17 protein-coding genes are annotated in these 20,770 nt (G+C 62.8%); 12 read left to right on the top strand and 5 right to left on the bottom strand.

The features are described 5' to 3' along the window. From FJ943_RS22285 to FJ943_RS22260, 6 genes are all read left to right on the top strand, one after another. The coding region (locus FJ943_RS22285; protein WP_140724856.1) for an Ig-like domain-containing protein at positions 1–3,536 on the top strand (3,536 nt) is incomplete at its 5' end. Between the two features lie 72 nt (positions 3,537–3,608). Further along, on the top strand, positions 3,609–3,977 hold the full coding sequence (locus FJ943_RS22280; RefSeq protein ID WP_140714969.1) for a hypothetical protein: 369 nt from the start codon (positions 3,609–3,611) through the stop codon (positions 3,975–3,977). 27 nt (positions 3,978–4,004) lie between these two features. Beyond that, positions 4,005–5,207, top strand: a complete 1,203-nt coding sequence (locus FJ943_RS22275; protein ID WP_140724853.1) for an ABC transporter substrate-binding protein — start codon at positions 4,005–4,007, stop codon at positions 5,205–5,207. 46 nt (positions 5,208–5,253) lie between these two features. Beyond that, entirely contained in the window at positions 5,254–5,916 is a 663-nt protein-coding gene (locus tag FJ943_RS22270; RefSeq protein ID WP_140724850.1) for a thermonuclease family protein, read from the top strand. 120 nt (positions 5,917–6,036) lie between these two features. After that, positions 6,037–6,816, top strand: a complete 780-nt coding sequence (locus tag FJ943_RS22265) for a GGDEF domain-containing protein (protein WP_224587748.1) — start codon at positions 6,037–6,039, stop codon at positions 6,814–6,816. Positions 6,817–7,039: 223 nt separating this feature from the next. Further along, positions 7,040–7,408 (top strand): VanZ family protein, encoded by a 369-nt coding sequence (locus FJ943_RS22260; RefSeq protein ID WP_140724847.1) that lies wholly within the window; start codon positions 7,040–7,042, stop codon positions 7,406–7,408. A gap of 185 nt (positions 7,409–7,593) precedes the next feature. Here the strand turns inward: FJ943_RS22260 and smc are convergent, their stop codons facing one another. The 3 genes from smc to FJ943_RS22245 all read right to left on the bottom strand — a co-directional run bounded on the left by smc (position 7,594) and on the right by FJ943_RS22245 (position 12,687). Then, positions 7,594–11,052 carry a chromosome segregation protein SMC gene (gene smc, locus FJ943_RS22255; RefSeq protein WP_140724844.1) on the bottom strand — a complete coding sequence of 1,153 codons (3,459 nt, stop codon included), beginning with the start codon at positions 11,050–11,052 and terminating at the stop codon, positions 7,594–7,596. Positions 11,053–11,175: 123 nt separating this feature from the next. Then, positions 11,176–11,919, bottom strand: a complete 744-nt coding sequence (locus FJ943_RS22250; protein ID WP_140617272.1) for a DsbA family protein — start codon at positions 11,917–11,919, stop codon at positions 11,176–11,178. Between the two features lie 267 nt (positions 11,920–12,186). Then, positions 12,187–12,687 carry a DUF721 domain-containing protein gene (locus FJ943_RS22245; protein WP_140617273.1) on the bottom strand — a complete coding sequence of 167 codons (501 nt, stop codon included), beginning with the start codon at positions 12,685–12,687 and terminating at the stop codon, positions 12,187–12,189. 53 nt (positions 12,688–12,740) lie between these two features. Between FJ943_RS22245 and mutY the strand changes: the two genes are divergently transcribed. Then, a complete protein-coding gene (gene mutY, locus FJ943_RS22240; RefSeq protein ID WP_140661406.1) occupies positions 12,741–13,880 on the top strand; it encodes an A/G-specific adenine glycosylase in 1,140 nt (379 codons plus the stop codon). Continuing rightward, positions 13,873–14,484 (top strand): HAD family phosphatase, encoded by a 612-nt coding sequence (locus FJ943_RS22235; RefSeq protein ID WP_140617275.1) that lies wholly within the window; start codon positions 13,873–13,875, stop codon positions 14,482–14,484. The genes mutY and FJ943_RS22235 overlap by 8 nt, the downstream gene beginning before the upstream one ends. Before the next feature lie 64 nt (positions 14,485–14,548). On the opposite strand, the gene FJ943_RS22230 is transcribed toward FJ943_RS22235, so the two are convergent. Next, positions 14,549–15,682: a site-specific DNA-methyltransferase gene (locus tag FJ943_RS22230; protein WP_140617276.1), complete on the bottom strand. Its 1,134-nt coding sequence runs from the start codon at positions 15,680–15,682 to the stop codon at positions 14,549–14,551. Positions 15,683–15,860: 178 nt separating this feature from the next. Between FJ943_RS22230 and FJ943_RS22225 the strand changes: the two genes are divergently transcribed. Then, positions 15,861–16,550 carry an HAD family phosphatase gene (locus FJ943_RS22225; protein WP_140617277.1) on the top strand — a complete coding sequence of 230 codons (690 nt, stop codon included), beginning with the start codon at positions 15,861–15,863 and terminating at the stop codon, positions 16,548–16,550. A 42-nt stretch (positions 16,551–16,592) separates the two neighbouring features. On the opposite strand, the gene FJ943_RS22220 is transcribed toward FJ943_RS22225, so the two are convergent. Beyond that, on the bottom strand, positions 16,593–17,324 hold the full coding sequence (locus FJ943_RS22220; protein ID WP_140661407.1) for a hypothetical protein: 732 nt from the start codon (positions 17,322–17,324) through the stop codon (positions 16,593–16,595). Positions 17,325–17,453: 129 nt separating this feature from the next. On the opposite strand from FJ943_RS22220, the gene thrC reads away from it, so the two are divergent. Genes thrC through FJ943_RS22205 form a run of 3 tightly spaced genes read left to right on the top strand, consistent with a single transcriptional unit; the run spans position 17,454 to position 20,767 of the window. Continuing rightward, positions 17,454–18,851 (top strand): threonine synthase, encoded by a 1,398-nt coding sequence (gene thrC / locus FJ943_RS22215; protein WP_140724841.1) that lies wholly within the window; start codon positions 17,454–17,456, stop codon positions 18,849–18,851. Positions 18,852–18,865: 14 nt separating this feature from the next. Further along, positions 18,866–20,158 carry a pitrilysin family protein gene (locus tag FJ943_RS22210; RefSeq protein WP_140617280.1) on the top strand — a complete coding sequence of 431 codons (1,293 nt, stop codon included), beginning with the start codon at positions 18,866–18,868 and terminating at the stop codon, positions 20,156–20,158. Between the two features lie 12 nt (positions 20,159–20,170). Further along, on the top strand, positions 20,171–20,767 hold the full coding sequence (locus FJ943_RS22205; protein WP_140617281.1) for a GNAT family protein: 597 nt from the start codon (positions 20,171–20,173) through the stop codon (positions 20,765–20,767). The last annotated feature ends 3 nt before the right edge of the window (positions 20,768–20,770 follow it).

Genomic DNA, 20,770 nt, shown 5'->3' with positions numbered 1-20,770 from the left:
CCTATACGGTCACCGACGCCCACGGCAACACCACCACCGGCACCATCCTGGTCGATATCGTCGATGACGTCCCGACGGCCCATGCCGACACCAACAGCGTCACGGAAGGCGCGCAGGCCTCGGGCAATGTGCTGAGCGACGGCACGGCGGACGTGCTGGGCGCCGACGGCGCAGCACCCGGCGGCGCGGTGACGGGCGTGGCCACCGGCTCGAACGTCGCGAACCCGGTCAGCGGCAATCTCGGCGGAACCGGGATCGCGGGCCAGTACGGCACGCTGGTCCTGAACGCCAACGGCACCTACACCTACACGGCCAATCCCAATGCGGTGACCACCAACGCGGTCGATCACTTCGTCTACACCATTACCGACGGCGACGGCGACACCTCGACGGTGACCCTCGACATCACCGTCAACAACGTCACGGTGACGGCCTCCGACACCGATGCGCTGGTTCACGAGAAGGGACTTGCCACGGGCAGCTCGCCGCTGGACGGCAGCCAGATCTTCGACGGCGCCATCACGCCCGCCGGCGGCACCGGTCCCTATACCTATACGCTGACCTCGCCGGCTACCGGCGGCTACGGCAACCTGGTGCTCAATGCCAACGGCACCTACACCTACACGCTGACCCATACCTATGACGGCGCGACCACCAACAACGGCATCACCACAGAGCAGGACAAGGACAGCTTCACCTATACGGTCACCGACGCCCACGGCAACACCACCACCGGCACCATCCTGGTCGATATCGTCGATGACGTCCCGACGATGCTATCTCCAGAGAGGGCAGTTCTCGTCAACGTCGCTGGCAGCACCGCCACATTCGACCTGGATGCGGATGCCAATATTGACAACAATGTTGGCGCCGACCAGCTTGGCTCGATCAGCTTTTCCAACATCACGAACGGCCAGTTGGCCACCGGCATCATAAATGGGGCTTCGGTCAATCTGACATCAGGAGGTCAGCCTATCCAGCTGTTCCTTGTCGATCACGACCTCAACCCCGCCACCCCGCTGCAACTGCAAGGGTGGACAGGTGGTCTGGGCACCGGAACCGAGATCTTCCAGATAACGCTGCAACCGGACGGAAGCCTGGCCACCAGTGCCGACCACTACCAGGTTCAAGTGTTCGCCGCGATTGGTGCCACGCAACAGACGCACATCGACAATTTTTCGGCGCTTGGCTCGAACACGCAGCAATTCAAGGTGTTGGACGTGGCTGGCACCACCCAGGACGTGCTGTTCTCCGGCTACGAACGCCAAGCGAATGGTACAAGCAACGCAGCATCGGGATCATCGGTCTCGGCAAGCACGACCGGCATCGGCGTCGCCAACAACTCGATGAACGACGGAGACAATTTGCGTATTGACTTCGTCAATAGTGCGACTGCCTCATCCGGCAACAACAATTCATATGGTTACACGACACATTACAACGTGAACAGTTTCCAGTTCGCCATTGTTCAGGTCAACGGTAGTCCCCCGGCCGATTCCATCGAAACCTGGGTGCGCATCTACAATGCTGGCGATGACCCCAATACCGTCAACGACTCCGCCGCGCTGGCGAACGATGCGCAGCTCAATACGATCACCGATATCAAGGTGAACGGCGTGAGTCTGAGTCTTGCTTCGCTGACGACGGACGGGCATGGCGGATACCTAGTCACTGGTCTCGACCTCAACGACACCGTTCTCGTGACGGCATCGGGAACCGGCTATGACAGGATTGAAATCGAGAATGCCCGTTCCATCAACGGCGTGAACCCCAGCCTCGACGGCGAGGCATTCGATATTGGTGCATTTGCATTCGTCAGCACCGTCACGAATGTTCCCTCAGTCGAACTCAACTTCAACCTCGCATTGACGGACGCGGATGGCGATACTTCCACCAGTCCTCTGGTCGTCGATCTGCTTTCGTCAGGTAGCGCGACCACGGATCATTCGAGTTCCGGCTCGTTAATAAATGAGACCGCCGGTGCGGGAGTAGACAACATCATCGGCTCCAATTTCGGGGATTCGCTTACCGGGAATGGCTCCGCGAACGTTCTGGCCGGCCTGGACGGTAACGACACCCTGAACGGTGCGGGCGGCAACGATTTGCTGATCGGCGGCTCAGGTAACGACATCCTAAACGGTGGCGACGGCAACGACACTCTCGTCGGCGGCGCCGGCGCGGACACGATGACTGGCGGCATCGGCAACGACACGTTCTTGATCGGGGCTGGCGACTCGACGCCCGTAATAGGTGGATCAGGCAACGCCGGTACGATCTCCGGCTACGACATCATCACCGACTTCATCGCCGGAACCGACAAGTTGACCCTGCCGGGTGTGCTGCTGGCTGCTACAGCCGGTCTCGTTGACGGCGCAGGTGACTCGGTCTTGACGATCGGTGGAGACACGGTGGAGTCTCATTCGGTCACGAATGGCATCGCCAATTTCTTCGGAACCGATGCCGGCGCCTCGCCGTTAATTATCACCACAACGTCAGGCGTCGCTGCGGCTGTTCAGTATCTTATGGGCACAGACATCGGCAACGCCGGAGCAACGCTCGCTTTCGCGGCGACGATCTCGGGGATAAACCACACCTTCGTCTACACTCAGCCAACTGCCGATGCCGGCGGCGGAACGCTGGTCGACCTGCAGAACGTCACGGTTGCGGACCTGAACACCCTCATCGGAGGATCGGTCGATCCCATCATTCTCGACCTGAACCACAATGGCTTTGCCTTCTCCGATGTCAGCCATGGTGTTCAGTTCGATATGAACGGCGACGGCACCAAGGAACAACTCGCCTGGAACACATCGAATGATGGCATGTTGGCGGTCGACCTCAACCATGACGGCAAGATCGACGATGGCACGGAGCTGTTCACGCCGAACTTCGACGGCGGCCACTTCGCCAGCGGCGCGGCTGCTTTGGCATCGCTCGACAGCAATCATGACGGCGTCATCGATCACAACGATGCGGCGTTCAGCAGCCTGCTGATCTGGAAGGACGCCAATGCCAACGGCACCAGCGACGCCGGGGAATTGTCGCACCTCGCCGACAACGGTATTGTCTCCATCAGCACGGCAGCGCAGCCGGCTGTCGGCGAAATCGACGGGCAGACCGTCACCGGCAACGGCACTTTCCAGATGGCCGACGGCACAAGCGGCAACTATGTCGAGGTGGAACTTGATACTTCGCTGGTTGCCCCGGCGCAGCAGTCGATGGCCATCGACGGCACTTCGGGAGCCGACACGTTCAAGATCGACAATCTGAACATCAAGGATCTGATCGCCGACTACCATGGCGCCGAGGGCGATAAGATCGATCTGACCGCTCTGTTCGACAAAGCCGCCGCGGGCAATATCGCCGACTACGTGCATTACAACAGCGCGACCAGCACGGTAAGCGTCGACACCAGCGGCTCAGGCAACGCGGCAAACTTCGTGGATGTGGCTGTACTGCAGAACGCGCCCGCGGCCGGCACCATCAACATCCTCTATGACGACGCAACACACACGCAGCAGCATGTTACGATTTAACGCTTCTGCGCGCTCGTGCTCCCATGCTATGCATTAGCGGGACATGAAATGGCAATTTGGAGAGGGGCTTACATGAGAATTCGTTCAAGGTTGCTGATTTCGGCCACGGCGCTGCTGTTGGCGGGATCGACCGGCTTTGCCGCCGACATCATCGAGGGACCCGTGGCCGACTATTGTCGCACCGTTGGAACCTCCAATCTGGTGCTGACCGACAACACGGTCGACCTCACGAAACAGGTCGTCAAGCTGATGGATGAGTCGGTTGCCGTCGCCAACAGCCCGGAATGGATCCATTCATCCCGGCCGGTCTTCGTCTGGGCATCGGAAGCCAAGGTCGCCTGCGGCATGGCTTACGGCTACCTGAAGACCAACTACAAGGACGAAGACACGCTCAATAAATGCGAGTGTTTTCACGACCGCATGGTCGAGTACATGAACTGACCGCAAGAGCGAAAGCGCTGGCAGAAAATGGAATCTGACCGGCAGGTTCACCGCCTGCGGACATGGGTGGTCGCTTGCGCGCTGGCGCTATCGCTGCTCGGCTGCCAATCCAAAGGCTCGGTGTCGGACGCGCTCGACCCCGCTGCCATCCAGGTCGCCAATCAGCCGGCTGCTGTTGTTGCTGTGGCAAACGCAAGCCAGGCGACGCAGTCCCTCGGCACGGGACCCACGAAAGTCGCCATGCTGCTGCCGCTGTCCGCTTCCGGATCAGCGGGCGAAAACGGCAAAAAGATGCTCGACGCCGCCAAGCTCGCCATGACGGACCTCGGTAATCCCCTGCTGACGCTTACCGTCGAAGACACAAGGGGAGACGCGGCTTACTCCCAGCAACTGGCGGTAAAGGCCATAACTTCGGGAGCGAAAGTGGTCATCGGTCCGACCGAACTGCCGGCGGCGCAGCATGTCGCCAAACTGTCGGGCTCGAACCGGCCGGTGGTTCTGGCTCTCGCGGACAATTTTGCCGGCGGCCCGGGCGTCTATGCGGTATGCCTTGGCGAGGCTGACAGCGCCGCGGCAGGCGCCGGCGCAATCGCGGCCAAGGGCGGCAAGAAATTCGTCCTGCTGGTGCCAGCGGGCGCGGGTGCCGATATTGCCGAAAAACGGGTCGCCAACAGCCTCAGCGTGTACGGCGCCGCACTTGCGATCACCATCCCCTACACGAGCGCCGACAGCGCGGCAAAGGCGGTCGCGGACATGGGCTCGCTGGTTGACGCCCCCGACGCCGTGATCGTCGCCAGCGGCGACAGCAATCCATCGCCAATCCTGATCGCCCTGAAGGCAAAAGGCATCCCTGGAAAATCAACCTCCGTGGTTGGCACGAACCGCTGGCTGGAGCACCCGACCAGTCCGCTTTTCGAAGGCGCCTATATCGCGACGCTCGACCAACATGAAACAGGCCCCATTTCGGATCGTTTCAAGGCAAGCTTCAATTACCAGGCCGACGTCAATGTCGCTTATGCCTATGATATGGTCGCCCTTACTGCGGGGATCGCGAGCGCTGCCGGACCCAATGGCTTCAACAGGCAGGTTTTCGAGAACCCGAATGGCTTTCGCGGATCGACCGGCTTGTTCAGGTTCCGCGCGGATGGATCCAGCGAACGCTCAATGCCGTTTTACCGGATTGAAAAAGGTGCGCTCAAACTGGTTGCCAAATCGACGTCCAGCTTCTAGCGAATTGGACGCGGGCGGCCCGATGGGACATCGGGGGCGCGTTCGCATGATGATCGCGCTCGCGGGCCTCGAGCTTGTCATCGGCATCCTGCTGCTGGTCAAGGCAGCGACCCTGTTCCCCGTCGAACGAAGCCTCACCGACCCAGCCCCTGACGTCGGCGATGACGTCGCGCGACATCCGGCTCGATCGATCGTCAACTCAGCCCGCAAGATTGCCGAGGATCTCATCGCACCGCCGCAGATCGAGGGATCGGAGATGGAGCGGGTGGAACCTCGTTTGCCGCTTGGCGACCTCGGCCTCGCATCACGCCCCAAGTCATGGATGCCCAGGGATTGGCGGGAAACATTGCTTTACGATCCAGTGGCCACGTCGTCGGCTGCTTTCGACTCCATGGGGCGGAAACTGTTCATCAGTGGAACCCAGGGCGTCCAGACCGACAGGGTCTGCCTGTTTCACGAGAGCGCGTGGCCATGCGGACAGCGGGCCTACGCGGCTTTCAACAACTGGATGCGCGGGCGAGCGCTGAACTGCTTCGTGCCTCCGGTGGTCGACCGCTTCCCTGTCGCGGTGACATGCAGGCTGGGCAAACAGGATGTCGGTGCCTGGCTGGTATCGAATGGCTGGGCGCTGGCCTTGCCGAGCGGCATCTATGGCAAGGCCGAAGCAACAGCCAGGGCGGCGGAGATGGGAATCTTCGGCCCGCCATAGGCGACAGCACCGGATTCGCCACAAAGGGCAGCATCCTCCGTTCAGAAGCTTGGCGATCTAACCAACGTGTCAAATTGTATTGTTCTTCGAAACCGAAATCGTAACTTGCCGGTCTTATGCTTGGCGATCGAACGGAGATCGACGATGAGCAATGCAGCAGCTGATGTCCCGGTCCATCATGAATGGAAGACCATTGCCTGGCTGGCATTTCTTGGAACCGTCGGCAGCCTGTGCGTGTCCCTCGTCCTGAACTATCTGCTGTTGTTCAGCGAGGCGCTGACGCCTTTCGGGCGCGGCATGATCACGGCAACACTTTTGCCTGTGGTGATCTGCCTGCCGCTGTTTGTGTTCATAGGCCTGAAACTGGCCGAGATCCGTCGCTATCGGCGGGAACTCAACCGGGCCGCGACCTTCGATACGCTGACCGGTTGCCTGAACGGGAGGGTCTTCACGTCGCTGATCGAGAGACGGGCGATCAGGTCTTCCCCACAAGGCGAGCGATCGGGCGCGTTCCTGGTCATTCATCCTGAACACCTGAACGCCATCAACTTGCGCTTCGGCCTGAACTGGGGCGACGAGGCCTTGCGCCTGATCGCTTCAACCATCCGGTCTTGCGTGCGCTCGCAAGACGTCGTCGGCCGCATAGGTGCCTCCATGTTCGGTGTGTTCCTTCCCGGAACGAGCGAGGCCGAAGCCAGGACGGTTGGCGAGCGTATCCGTGCCACTGTCTCGCAGGTCTATTTCGCCCCTCAGGGAGCCGAGGAGATCCTGGCCGTGTCCGTCGGGGGCGTGGTTTTCGAGCAGGACCTGGACTTCGAGGACATGTTCCGGCCTGCCGAAGAGAGCTTGTCGGGCAAAAGCGGTTTTGGACTGTCGCGTATTCAACGCGCTTCAATCTGACGAGCCGTCACCATTCTATCGCCAATAGGCGGAAGGCGTGCCCTGCCGGCAAATGGGCGGGCACGCCTTGGGATCCCCTCGTGATCGCGAGACGGGCTCGTTGCTTTTCGAAGCCGGCTTATGCAATCGTGGCCATGGACGCCAGCCTGCCGCTTACACCGGCATGCCACCTGACCAAGATCTCCGGACCCGACCTCGATGGCTGGTGTATCGACGGAACAGAATGAAATTTTACTCAGCCGCCGAGCGGATTGCCTTTATCGCCACGCTCATTGCGGTCTTGGTGCTCGCGTTGCTGCCGATATCTCGCCTCGACGAATTCGGCATCGATATCGGCTTCCACTACGACAAGGCCAACCATGCGAGCGCCTTCGCGATCCTGGCGTTTCTGGGAAGTCTGGGCTGGCCGGGCCGCAAGGGGAGGCTGATCATCTTCCTCGCCCTGGTTGGAGCCGCGATCGAAATCCTCCAGGGCACGTCGCTGATAGAGCGTGATCTCGACGTGTTCGACTGGATCGCCGATTGCGTCGGCATGGCTTGCGGACTTCTGGCGGCAATCTGCGCGAACTGGATTTCGCGACGCGTGCATTGAGATAGCCAAATCAGCAAGTTGCCGCTGAAGGTGAAGGTCTACCACGAACTGCGCGATCGCGAGCGGGATCGTCGTGTGCCTGTGCTGAAAATGGGCCCGCTCTATTCCTCCGGGCCTCGGCCAAACACCAGTCCCACGGACACGATCAGAAAACCTAAGCGGTCCGCCGATGGCTGCCGGACGCGTCAACTCGCCTCGCGCATCGCCTCTGCCGCCTGCAAATCAACAGAGACAAGCTGGCTGACGCCCTGCTCGGCCATGGTCACGCCGAACAGCCGGTCCATGCGGGCCATGGTGATGGGATTGTGGGTGATGATGACGAAACGCGTCTCGGTGGTCTTGGCCATCTCGTCCATGAGATTGCAGAAGCGCTCGACATTGTGATCGTCGAGCGGCGCATCGACTTCGTCGAGCACGCAGATCGGTGCCGGGTTGGTCAGGAAGACAGCGAAGATCAGCGACATCGCCGTCAGCGCCTGCTCGCCGCCCGACAGCAGCGTCATGGTCTGCGGCTTCTTGCCGGGCGGTCGGGCAAGAATCTCCAGGCCCGCCTCCAGCGGATCCTCGGATTCGATCAACTGCAATTCCGCCGTGCCGCCACCGAACAGATGCGAGAACAGTCGCTGAAAGTGGCTGTTGACGACATCGAAGGCGGCCAGCAGCCGTTCGCGGCCTTCACGATTGAGGCTCTGGATCGCTTGCCTGAGTTTGCGGATCGCTTCGATAATGTCCTCTCGCTCGGAAACGATCGCCTCCAGGCGCTCGGAAAGCTCCCTCTGCTCTTCCTCGGCGCGCAGATTGACGGCGCCGAGCCGCTCGCGCTCGACCTTCAGCCGATCCAACTGGCGTTCGATCTCGGGCATTTCGGGCATCGGATCGTCGGCTTCCAGGCCGGTGTGGCGAATGACCAGATGCGGCGGCGTGTTCAACGTTTCCTGGATGCGCGCCTCGACCTCCAGCCGGCGTTCGTCGGCCGCCGTCAGCCGTTCCTCGGCACGGGCGCGGGTTTCGCGCGCTTCGGCCAGCGACTGGATGGCTGATGTGGCCGCCTTGTCCAGTTCGGCCTGCCTGTTCTCCGCCTCCTGCAACCGGTCGGCTGCCGCCTTGCGCAAGGTTTCGGCCTCGGTGAGCTGCGACAGCAGCGCACGCCGCTTGGCGTCGATCTCGTCGGGCGCATCGGCCAGCCGTTCGCGCTCGGCTTCGGCCTCTGCCTTGCGTTCGGCAAGCGACGCGATCTGCGTCGAGGCGTTTTCGGCGCGTACCAGCCAATTGCTGCGTTCGGCACCGATGGCATCAAGCCGGCGTGTGCGTGCCTCGGCTTCTCGCCGCAAGCCCTCGTGGACGGCGCGCGCGTCTGCAAGCGCGGCGCGGTCGCGCGAGACATTGGCCGAGGACTGTTCGAGCTGCAATTGCAGGTCGCCGAGGTCGGGCGCATCCTGCAGCAGCATCTCGGCCTCGACGAAAGCCGCTAACGTCTCCTCATGGCTGTCGACGATGCGGGCGCGCGCCTCGTCCAGCGCGGCACGCCGGCTCGATAGTTCACCGCCGGCCTTTTCCGCCTCGGCCAGCGCATTGCGGGCGGCGTCCAGCCGGTGCTGGGCCTCACGTCCCGCCTGGCGCGTGTTGCGTTCGGCTTCGCTTGCCTGGCGGAGCGCCTGCTCGGCCTGCGCTAGCGCTTCCTCGGCCTGGCGCAGCACAAGCGTCGCTTGCACCGCTTCGGCATCGAGTTCCGCAAGCCGGTTCTTCTGTGCCAGCCTTTGTGCCGCGGCGGTCGGTGCATCGGCGCTGGCGGTCAGGCCGTCCCAGCGCCACAGCGCACCCTGGCGGCTGACCAGGCGCTGGCCTGGAGCCAGAAGCCCCTGCAACCGGCGGCCGTCAGCGGCCTCGACGATGCCGATCTGCGCAAGACGTCGGGCTAGTTGCGCCGGCGCGCGAACCACGCTGGCAAGGCTCTTGATCCCTTCCGGAAGCGCGGCATCACCGGGCTGGATTTCGCTTTCGCCCCAATGCGCCGGTGCACTGCGGTCGAGCGGCACGTCGAGGTCTTCGCCAAGGGCGGCCCCCAGTGCCGTCTCGAAGCCGCGCTCGACGCTGATCTGCTCCAGCACCGAAGGGAAGAGATCGCCGCTGGCCGCGTTCAGGATCTTGGCCAGCGTGCGCGCTTCGGTTTCGATCCGCGCCAGCTCCGCCTTGGCGTCCTGAAGCGGCGGGCGGGCAGCGCTTTCAGCGCCACGGCCGTCGATGACCGACTGTTCAGCCTGCTCCACCGCTGCCTCGGACTCCTCCAGCAATGCCATCGCCTGCTCGACCAGTACCTGCTTCTCGGCCGGATCCGGCAAGCCGGCGACCTTGGAGAGGATGTCCGACAATTCGCGGTCGACGTCGGCGAGTTGGCGGGCGAAGCGGTCGCGACGCTCCGCGGTTTCGCGCAAAGTCCGTTCGATCTGGTGGCGCGAGGCGGCGGCCTCGGCGCGCTCGGCGGTCAGCGCGGCAAGTTTGGCTTCGCTTTGCGCAAGCGTCGAGGCGGCCTGTTCGAATACAGCGCGGGTGGTGGCCTCACGCTCGGCGGCACCGGCGTTTTCGGAGTTCAGCGTGGCCTCTTCCGCACGCAGGCGCTCGAGAACGTCGGCATTGTCGCGCACCATCCGCTCTTCGCGGGCAATGTCGCCGTCGAGCTGCTGCAGCCGACGTTCGAGTTCGGCCTGCCGGTTGCGGATACGGCCAGCTTCTTCCTCGATCTGCGACCTGGCGATCGACAGGCGCTGGAAAGCCGCGGCAGCCGCGGCTTCCGCGTCGCGCAGGTCAGGCAGGCGATGGGCGGAGATGCCTTGCTCCTTGGCCGCGTTCATCTGCGTGGCGGCGCGGTCGCCGACGAGCGCCGTGGCCGTGGCCAGCGCCGAACGCGCCTCGCCTTCCTGTGTCTTGGCCAGCGTCCAGCGCAGGTGCAAGAGCGTTGCTTCGGCCTTGCGGATGTCGGCCGACAGGTTCTTGAAGCGGGAAGCCTGGCGCGCCTGGCGCTTGAGGCTTTCGATCTGGCTTTCCAGCTCGCCCACGACATCGTCCAGGCGTTCGAGGTTCTGCTCGGCCGCCTTAAGCCGCAATTCCGCCTCGTGGCGACGGGTGTGCAGGCCGGAAATGCCGGCCGCTTCTTCGAGCAGGGCGCGACGGGCCTGCGGCTTGGCCTGGATCAGTTCGCCGATACGGCCTTGCCCGACCATCGAGGGCGAGCGCGCGCCGGTCGACTGGTCGGCGAACAGAAGCTGCACGTCCTTGGCGCGCGCTTCCTTGCCGTTGATGCGGTAGAGCGAGCCCGCCTCGCGCTCGATGCGGCGCGACACCTGCAGTTCGTCGGCATCGTTGAAGGCGGATGGAGCCGAGCGGTCGCTGTTGTCCAGGAAAAGCGTGACTTCGGCGGTGTTGCGGGCGGGGCGGGTTCCCGAGCCGGAAAAGATGACGTCGTCCATGCCGGACGCGCGCATGTTCTTGTAGGAGCTTTCGCCCATCACCCAGCGCAGCGCCTCGACCAGGTTCGACTTGCCGCAGCCGTTCGGCCCGACAATGCCGGTCAGGCCGCGTTCGATGACGAACTCGCCGGGTTCGACGAAGGACTTGAAACCAAGGAGGCGGAGGCGCGAAAACTTCATTCGCGCGCCTCATACACCGGTTCGGCAAGAGTGTACCGAGGTTTTGCGATAGGACGCAGAGCGCGCGAACGGATAGAGAGGCAGGCAGCGCCGGAGCGCTGCCGCTTCAGCACTGAGCCGATGTCAGAGCAGAGGGTCGATGATGGCCGACATTTCCTCAATCGACATCGCCCCTTTGTAGGTCTTACCGTTGATGAAGAAGGTCGGCGTCGAGTCGACCTTGAATTCATTGGCGCCACGCTTCTGGACCGATCTCACATCGTCCAGAAGTTTCTGGTCCGTCAAGCAGGCCTCGAAGGACTCCTGTGTAAAACCGGCAAGCTTGGAAATTTGCAGCAGCGCTTCCTTGGTGTTCGACACGCCGACCCAGTTCGCCTGCTGCCTGAACAGCACGTCGACCATCGGGAAATAGTTATCCTTGGCGCAACGCGCCAGCATGAAACCGGCTTCGGCGCTCGGATCGAATGGGAATTCGCGCAGGATGTAGCGCGCCTTGCCGGTATCGATGTACTTGGTCTTCAAATCCGGAAAGGTGGTCTCGGCGAAATGCGCGCAGTGCGGGCAGGTCATCGAGGCGTATTCGACGATGGTGACCTTGGCGTCGTCCTTGCCGAGCTGCTTGTCGGGCAGCGCGCCCGGCTTCATCAGTTCGGTCATGTCGACGGTGCCTTGCGCTTCCGGCACCTGGACCGCGGCGGGCGTGGCCGGCTTTGCGGGCGTTGCCGGGTTCGCGGGCTTGACATCCGCGGCCTTCGCCTCTTCGCCGGAATCACTGCAGGCGGCGAGCAGGGCCACCGCCGGGATTGCGGCCAGCGATGTCAGGACGTTTCTGCGAGAGAAGCTTTGGCCAAACGGGGGACGGCTCATACGAATCACCTGATAAGGGTTGGATTTTGCAATGCAAAGGCACGAAAAGGCGAGAGTTGGCGCGAATTAAGGCATCCCTGTCCCCAATCCAATCGTGAAACCTGACAAGGGCGATCACGAATGCGCGAGATTAACGACAAACCTATGACGTTTCCAATCAGAACCAAGGGGATCGTCTCCGTTTGGGCCGACCGGGGCAACTGTAACCGTTCCACTTCGCCCTTGGCCAGACGGCCTCGGGATAGTCCCTGGGGTCATTGCAGCCGTCTAGGCTTTCCTTGCGCCCAGAATGGTCGCCCCCAGCCGTTCCAGCGAGGCGCGCAGCCCGTCATCCTCTATAAGCCCGACAGTATCGGACAATTTCGCCTTTTCGGCCGCGCTCAACGCCCTGAGGGTGGATTTGGGCCGGGCTCTTCCCGAGCTTATCGGCTTCTGCACGATCCTGATGCGGCCTATCGCCCTGAAACCCAGGAAGGCGTTCACCCGGTTGATGATCTCGCCGGTCTCGTGCTGCAGATGAAGCGCGGCCATGCCTTCGCAGGCGATGACCAGTACGGCCGGCTCGAACGGATCATCCTCGTGCAGGCGGCGCGGCCACTGGATCTTTTCGGGCCGCGAGTGGATGGCCAGGCGCGGTCCGGCAATCTCTTCCCACGACTGGACCAGACCGATCGAGATGCCTGCCCGCTTGCGCAGCACCGGGTCGAGGATGTCGGTGGCGAGATCGCTCACCGGAACGGGATTGCCGAAGCGCCTTTTCCCTGCCATGTGCGTTCTCCAGCCACGACCCAGCAGATACCGGCCAGGCCAACGCAAGATCAATGGCACCAGCAGACCAGACCCGCAAGGCCCAGACCAGCAAGGCCATCTCGGATGATACGGCGTCGCGCCTGCTCGCCTGGTATGACGCGCATCATCGCGAATTGCCGTGGCGCGTGACGCCGCGCGAGCATGCACGCGGTGTGCGGCCCGATCCCTACCGTATCTGGCTGTCGGAGGTGATGCTGCAGCAGACCACCGTCGAAGCGGTGAAATCGTATTTCCTCGCCTTTGTCGAGAAATGGCCCGATGTCGAAGCGCTGGCCGCGGCGCCGACGGAGGATGTGATGAAAGCCTGGGCGGGGCTCGGTTACTACTCCCGCGCCCGCAACCTCAAGGCCTGCGCGGATCTGGTGGCGGCGCGCGGCGGCCGGTTTCCGGACACCGAGATCGGACTTCGAGAATTGCCGGGGATCGGCGCCTATACATCGGCGGCAATAACGGCCATCGCCTTCGACCGCCACGCCGCCGTCGTCGACGGCAATGTCGAACGCGTCATCTCACGGCTGTTTTCGATCACGACGCCGCTCAGCGAAGCCAAGGCCGAGATACGGGTCCATGTCGAGCGCATGATGCCGGCGACAAGGCCCGGCGACTTTGCCCAGGCGATGATGGATCTCGGCGCCACGATATGCACTCCGCGCCGGCCGCGCTGCATGCTGTGCCCGCTGCGCGAGGACTGCAGCGCCGTTGTTTCAGGAGATCCCGAAAATTTCCCGGTGCGCCTGCCGAAGGCCGACAAGCCGCTGCGGCGGGGGGCTGCTTTCGTTGCCATGCGCGACGACGGTGCCATTCTTTTGCGCAAGCGGCCTGAGAAAGGGCTGCTCGGCGGCATGACGGAAGTGCCGACCACCGCCTGGACGGCGCGGGTGGACGGAGCCACCACAGAGGCGGCAGCGCCCTTTGCCGGCGACTGGCGGCGCGCCGGGACAATCGCGCATGTGTTCACCCATTTCGCGCTCGAACTCGAAGTCTTTCGTGCCCACATCAAAGGTGATGCCCTGGCAGGGTATTTCTGGTCGCCCGCCCATGAGATTTCAGGCGAGGCGCTGCCCACCGTCATGAAAAAGGCAATCGAGGCTGCGATACCCGGCGCGACGAAAAAACCGTCGCCATTGAGTGCAAAGAGGCCCCATGACTGAAATCCGCCACATCGTTTTCGACATCGGCAAGGTGCTGATCCATTACGATCCGAACATTCCCTTCAGCCGCCTCATTCCCGACGACGAAGAGAGAAAGTGGTTCTTCGACAATATCTGCACGCATGACTGGAACATAGAGCAGGATCGCGGCCGGACGTGGGAAGAGGCCGAAGCGCTGCTGATCGCGGAGCACCCCGAGCACGCCGAAAACATCCGCAATTTCCGTCGCCACTGGCACGAGATGGTGCCGCATGCCTATGACGACAGTGTCACCATCATGCTCGGCCTGATCGATAGCGGCCACGATGTGACGATGCTGACCAACTTTGCTTCCGACACGCTGGCCGAAGCGCGCGAACGCTTCGATTTCCTCGATCGTCCGCGCGGCGTCACCATCTCGGGCGAGATTGGCAAGATCAAACCGGATCGTGGCATCTACGACCATCACGTGGCCGCGTTCGGCCTCGAGCCATCGGCGACGCTGTTCATCGACGACAGCCAGAAAAATGTCGACGGCGCCAAGGCCGCCGGCTGGCAAGCGGTGCTGTTCACCGATGCCAGCACGCTTAAAGCAGACCTTGAGCGATTGGGGATCAGGACGTGATCTCCATCGCTTGCGACGATCCGTTGAGCATTTGAATCAATAAATATGAGGCAGGCGGCAGAGCTCAGCCCCCTGCCCGTTCCATGCCAAGCCGGGCGATGCGGCGCAGTTCGTCGATGGGGGTAAGCCCGCCGCTGCGCTCATAATGCCAGAAGGTCCAGCCGTTGCAGGCGTCCAATCCCTGCACCTCGGCGCCGATCTTGTGGATCGAGCCGGCGCTGTCGCCGATCGCGACGGTCCCATCGGCGCGAACCTTGGCGGCCCAGCGCTTCTTGGCGTCATAGAGCGTGGCGCCGGGCGTCATCAGCCCGGTGTCGATCAGGCTGACGAAGGCGACGCGCGGCTCCGCGCGCTTGCCGGTGAGCACGGTGAGATCCGCCTCGTCGAGTGGCCGCACCGCGTCGATGCGCTCATTGGCGGCGTCGATATAGGCCTGCTCGCGCTCGATGCCGACGAAGTGACGGCCGAGGCGCTTGGCAACCGCGCCTGTCGTACCGGAGCCGAAGAACGGGTCGAGCACGACGTCACCCGGCTTGGTCGAGGCCATCATGATACGGGCAAGCAGCGCCTCGGGCTTTTGAGTCGGATGCAGCTTGTCGCCATTCTCATTCTTCAGGCGCTCGCCGCCGGTGCAGATCGGGAACAGCCAGTCGGAGCGCATCTGGATATCGTCGTTCGACGCCTTCAGCGCTTCGTAGTTGAAGGTATAGCCCTTGCCCTTCTGGTCACGCGAAGCCCAGATCATCGTCTCATGCGCGTTCTGGAAGCGGCGGCCGCGAAAATTCGGCATCGGATTGGTCTTGCGCCAGACCACGTCGTTGAGAATCCAGAAGCCGAGATCCTGCATCTTGGCCCCGACGCGGAAGATGTTGTGATAGGAGCCAATGACCCAGATGGTGCCGTTGGGCTTCAGCACGCGGCGTGCCGCCAGCAGCCAGGCGCGGGTGAAAGCGTCATAGGCTTCGAAGCTCTCGAACTGGTCCCAGTCGTCGTCGACCGCATCGACCTTGGACTGGTCGGGACGGTGCAGGTCGCCGTCGAGCTGCAGATTGTAGGGCGGATCGGCAAAGATGACGTCGATCGACTTTTCCGGCAGGCGGTCGAGCGCCGCGACGCAGTCGCCTTTCAGGATCGTGTCCAGCCATTCGGATTGCTGGGGAGCGTGGGAGAGCTCGTCGAGAAGACGCACGGCTGACATTTTTACACCCAAGGCACGCGTTACTGTTTACTGCCCGTTATGGTTACCGATCAGCGTAAATATTCGGTGAAGCTTTATCGATGCCGTGGAGGAGTTTGCGAAGCCGTGTCCATTGGTGTATGCCGCGCCGCTTGAGCCCTGAGCGGCCATTCCTCCACCCTCCATCGTTCGGATCACCATGCCCCAGCCAGATCTTGTCATCTTCGATTGCGACGGCGTGCTCGTCGATTCCGAAATCATCGCCGCGCGGGTCGAAGCTGAACTGATAACCTTGGCCGGATACGAAATCTCGGCGGAGGAGATTGCCGAGACCTATGCCGGCCTGACCTTCAAGGACATACTGATACGAATCGAGGAGAAGTCCAAAATCCCGTTCCAGGTGTCGCTGATCGACCGCGCCGAGGAACTGGTCGACCGCAAACTGCGCAGCGACGTGCGCGCCATCGAAGGCGTGCGCGAAGCGGTCGCCTCGGTCACGTCGCAACGCTGCGTCTGCTCCAACTCACGTTCGGAGCGGATCGAGTTCATGCTGGAGAAGGTGCATCTGTTGCCGTTCTTCGCCGGGCGCATCTTCTCGGCGATGGAAACGCCGACCGGAAAGACCAAGCCGGCTCCAGACGTGTTCCTGCATGCCGCCGAAAAGCTCGGCGTCAACCCGGCGAACACCTTCGTCATCGAGGATTCCGTGCACGGCGTCACCGGCGCCAAGGCCGCCGGCATGCGCGTGATCGGCTTTACGGGCGCCAGCCACAGCTATCCCGGCCATGCCGACGCCTTGACAGAGGCCGGTGCCGAGACGGTGATCCGCCGCTGGGCGGAACTGAAGAGTGTCATTGCCGCTCTGTCGGAGTGGTCGGCGGATGCCTGAGATGCGTGCGTCCGGCTGGAGGCACGCCAGGCCGACAGCCGCCTAGTTCGTCGCGGCCGTCTTCTTCCTGTGGGTCTTCTTCCTCGGCTTGTCGGTCGTCGCCTTGGGCGCGGTTTCGTCGTAACCGGCATAGGCTTGATAGTCCTGCGCCGTCGGCGCCGGTACGACCACATTGGAATCGGTGAAGACAAACTGGGTCGCGACCGAGGGATCGGTCACCTGAACCTGATACTGGTGGATCTGCGAATAAAGCACGTCAGTGCCATGCATGACCGCGGTGCGGATCGGCATGGTGATGGTGCCTGGCGTGAATTTCGGCCCTGGCACGATCTTGCCGGCAACCGCGATCTTCATCGTCAGTTGTCCGTCGGCACGGCTGCAATCGCGGGTCACGTCGCTGATCGACGCCTGATAAATGATCCTCGCCGAATCGTCGGGCGGCGTAGCAGCAGCGGCGTCAGCGGCGGCCTGGGCCGCGGCATCCGCAGCGGCATCGCCGGTCTTCTTGAGCTTCGGCTTGGGCTTCTGCACCTCGTTGACATAGGTGTTGAAGAAGGCCGTGCCGTCGCGCACCGTCACCCTTGGGCAATAGGCGTTCAGCTGGCTGGCCAGCACCTTGGGATCCTGCGGCGGCGGTGGCGCCGTCGGATCCTTCTTGCCGAAACCGAGGTTCAGGATGCCATTGTCGCCTGATTGGCAGCCCGCGGCGGCAAGCATAAAGCCCGTGAGCGCAAGACCCGCCAAAAAGCGACCACTTGATATACGAAACGCCATGAAACTGCACTTCCCTCTCGCAAAGCTGGTGACGTATATCAACCGCGCGGCAAAAATGCGACTAGAGCCGGTGCAGAAATTAACCACCTTGTGGTGAACGGAAAAACAGGCGGCAAACGGATCTGTGACATGCATTATGTGAGCACCCGCGGCGAAGCGCCCGCGCTTGGATTTTCCGACGCCATCCTGGCGGGCCTGGCGCGCGATGGCGGCCTCTACGTGCCGCGCGAATGGCCGCATTTCTCGCCATCCGAGATCCGAGCCATGCGCGGCCTCGCCTATCCCGACCTCGCCATACGCGTGCTGACGCCGTTCCTGGGCGGCGAGATCGCCGCGCCGGTCTTCGAGCGCCTGGTCCGCGAAGCCTATGCCACCTTCCGCCATGAGGCCGTCTGCCCGCTGGTGCAGACCGGCGCCAACACTTTTGTCCTCGAACTCTTTCATGGGCCGACACTGGCGTTCAAGGACGTGGCGATGCAGTTGCTTGCCCGGCTGATGGACCATGTGCTTGCCGAACGCGACCAGCACGCCACCATCGTCGGCGCCACGTCGGGCGATACCGGTGGCGCGGCCATAGACGCCTTCGCCGGGCGCAGCCGCACCGACATCTTCATCCTTTTTCCGCATGGCCGCGTCTCGCCGGTGCAGCAGCGGCAGATGACCACGTCGAAGGCTGAAAATGTGCATGCGCTGGCGATCGAGGGCAATTTCGACGACTGTCAGGGCTTGCTGAAGGACATGTTCAACGATCACGGCTTCCGCGACCAGGTGTCGCTGTCGGGGGTCAATTCGATCAACTGGGCACGCATCATGGCCCAGATCGTCTATTATTTCTCCTCGGCATTGTCGCTCGGCGCGCCGGACGGGCCGGTCTCCTTCACCGTGCCGACCGGGAATTTCGGCGATATCTTCGCCGGCTACGCCGCCAAGAAAATGGGCCTGCCGATCGACCGGCTGGTCATCGCCACCAACGACAACGACATATTGGCACGCACCTTCGCGACCGGCGAATACCGGACCAAAGGGGTCTTTGCGACCACCTCGCCGTCGATGGACATCCAGGTTTCGTCGAACTTCGAACGCCTGCTTTTCGAGGCGTCAAACCGCGACGCCGCAACGGTGCGGCGCTACATGGCCGGCCTCAAACAATCGGGCGCCTTCACCATCGAAGCCGCGGAAATCGCCGGTATGCGAACCGAATTCGACGCCGGCCGCGCAGATATGGACGAGGTTGCCGCCACCATCCGCTCGACGCTGGCAAACAGCAACTACCTGCTCGATCCACATACGGCGGCAGCCATGCATGTGGCGGCGGCCAGGGCTGCGGGCGCCGTGCCGATGGTGGTGCTCGGCACCGCCCATCCGGCGAAATTCCCGGCCGCCGTCGAAACCGCCAGCGGTGTCTCGCCCGCCCTGCCCGCATGGCTAGGGGGATTGATGACATTCGAGGAAAAATACACGGTACTTCCATCCGACCTCAAAATGGTGGAAGATTACGTCAGTCGCCGCGCGCGGGCGGCGCGTTAGGGAGTACGAGCCATATGGGTGTTGAGGTAAGCCGTCTGTCGAACGGCCTGACAGTCGCCACCGAAACCCTTCCAAGTATCGAATCGGTTGCCTTGGGTGCCTGGGTCAAGTCGGGTGCCCGCAATGAACGCGAAGACGAGCACGGCATGGCCCATCTGCTCGAGCACATGGCGTTCAAGGGGACGAAGCGGCGAAGCGCCTTCGAGATCGCCTCGGAAATCGAGGACGTTGGCGGCGAGATCAATGCGGCCACCAGCGTCGAGACCACGTCCTACTACGCCAGGGTGCTCTCCGACGATGTGCCGCTGGCCGTCGACATCCTGTCCGACATCCTGCAGGAGTCCGAATTCGACCCGCAGGAACTTGAGCGCGAACAGCATGTCATCCTGCAGGAGATCGGCGCCGCGCACGACACGCCCGACGACATCGTCTTCGACCGTTTCACCGAGACGGCCTTTCGCCACCAGACCATCGGCCGCTCGATCCTGGGTACGCCCGAAACGGTAAAATCCTTCACCTCCAAGCAGTTGCACGATTTCATAGAACGCCAGTATGGCGCCGAGCGGATGGTGATCGTGGCCGCAGGCGACATCAAGCACGACAAGTTTGTGCGCGAGGTCGAAAACCGGCTCGGCGGTTTCCGCAGCAAGGCCGACAGCACCATCCCGCAATACGCGCAATATGTCGGCGGCGACTTCCGCGAGGACCGCGACCTGATGGACGCGCAGATCGTGCTGGGCTTCGAGGGCCGCGCCTACCATGTGCGGGATTTCTACGCCTCGCAGGTGCTGTCGATGATCCTCGGCGGCGGCATGTCATCGCGCCTGTTCCAGGAGGTCCGCGAAAAACGCGGCCTCTGTTACTCGGTCTACGCCTTCCACTGGGGCTTTTCCGATACGGGCATATTCGGCGTTCATGCCGCGACGGGGCAGAGCGACATCGCCAAGCTGGTGCCTGTCATCATCGACGAGTTGCAGAAGGCCGGCGAGAGCATCCTGCAGGAAGAGCTCGACCGTGCGCGCGCCCAATATCGTGCCGGGCTGATCATGTCGGCCGAAAGCCCGGCCAGCCGCGCCTCGCAGATCGCGCGGCAACTACTCCTTTTCGGCAGGCCGATCGCGAAAGAAGAGTTGATGGAGCGCCTGGCGGCGCTGACGATCGAGCGCCTGACCGACCTGTCGTCGCGGATGTTCTCGACCAAGCCGACGCTTACCGCTGTCGGGCCCGTGGGTACGCTGGCACCATACGAGGCGATCCTCGATTCGCTTCCGGGCACGCAGACCACGGCCCGCAGGCTCGCCGTCTAAGTCCCAAGCGCCGTGTTCGCGCTCCCTTTCTTTCGCCGTGACCTGCCGGCACTGAAGGGCAACCTCGTCACGCTGCGCGTGCCGTTCACCAACGACTACCGCGAGTGGTCGGCGGTGCGCGGCGAAAGCCGGGCGTTCCTGGAGCCATGGGAGCCGCGCTGGACCCCGGACGAACTCGACCGCACGGCATGGCGCCTGCGCATCAGCCGCTATCGCGAGGACTACGCACAGGGAACCGCGATCGCCTTCTTCATCTTCGAGAAGTCGAGCGGCAAGCTCGCGGGCGGCATCACGCTCGGCAACATACGCCACGGCGTCTCGCAAAGCGGCCATGTCGGCTACTGGATCGGCGAGCGCTTCGGCGGCCGCGGCCTGATGACAGACGCGGTCAAGGTGGTGGCCCGCTTCGCCTTCGAGACGCTGAGGTTGCACCGGATCGAAGCCGCCTGTATTCCCGACAATATCAGGTCGATCCGCGTGCTTGAAAAAGCCGGATTCCGGCGCGAAGGACTTCTGCGATCCTATCTCAGGATCAACGGCATCTGGCAGGATCACTACCTCTACGCCCGGATCGCCGACGATCCGCCGGGCGCTGGAACGAAGGACTGACTT

Origin of the sequence: Mesorhizobium sp. B2-3-10, from assembly GCF_006442275.1 — a bacterium.
GTDB lineage: Bacteria > Pseudomonadota > Alphaproteobacteria > Rhizobiales > Rhizobiaceae > Mesorhizobium > Mesorhizobium australicum.
Note: the sequence above shows the minus strand (reverse complement) of the source record. Positions and strands in the feature narration are given on the sequence as shown.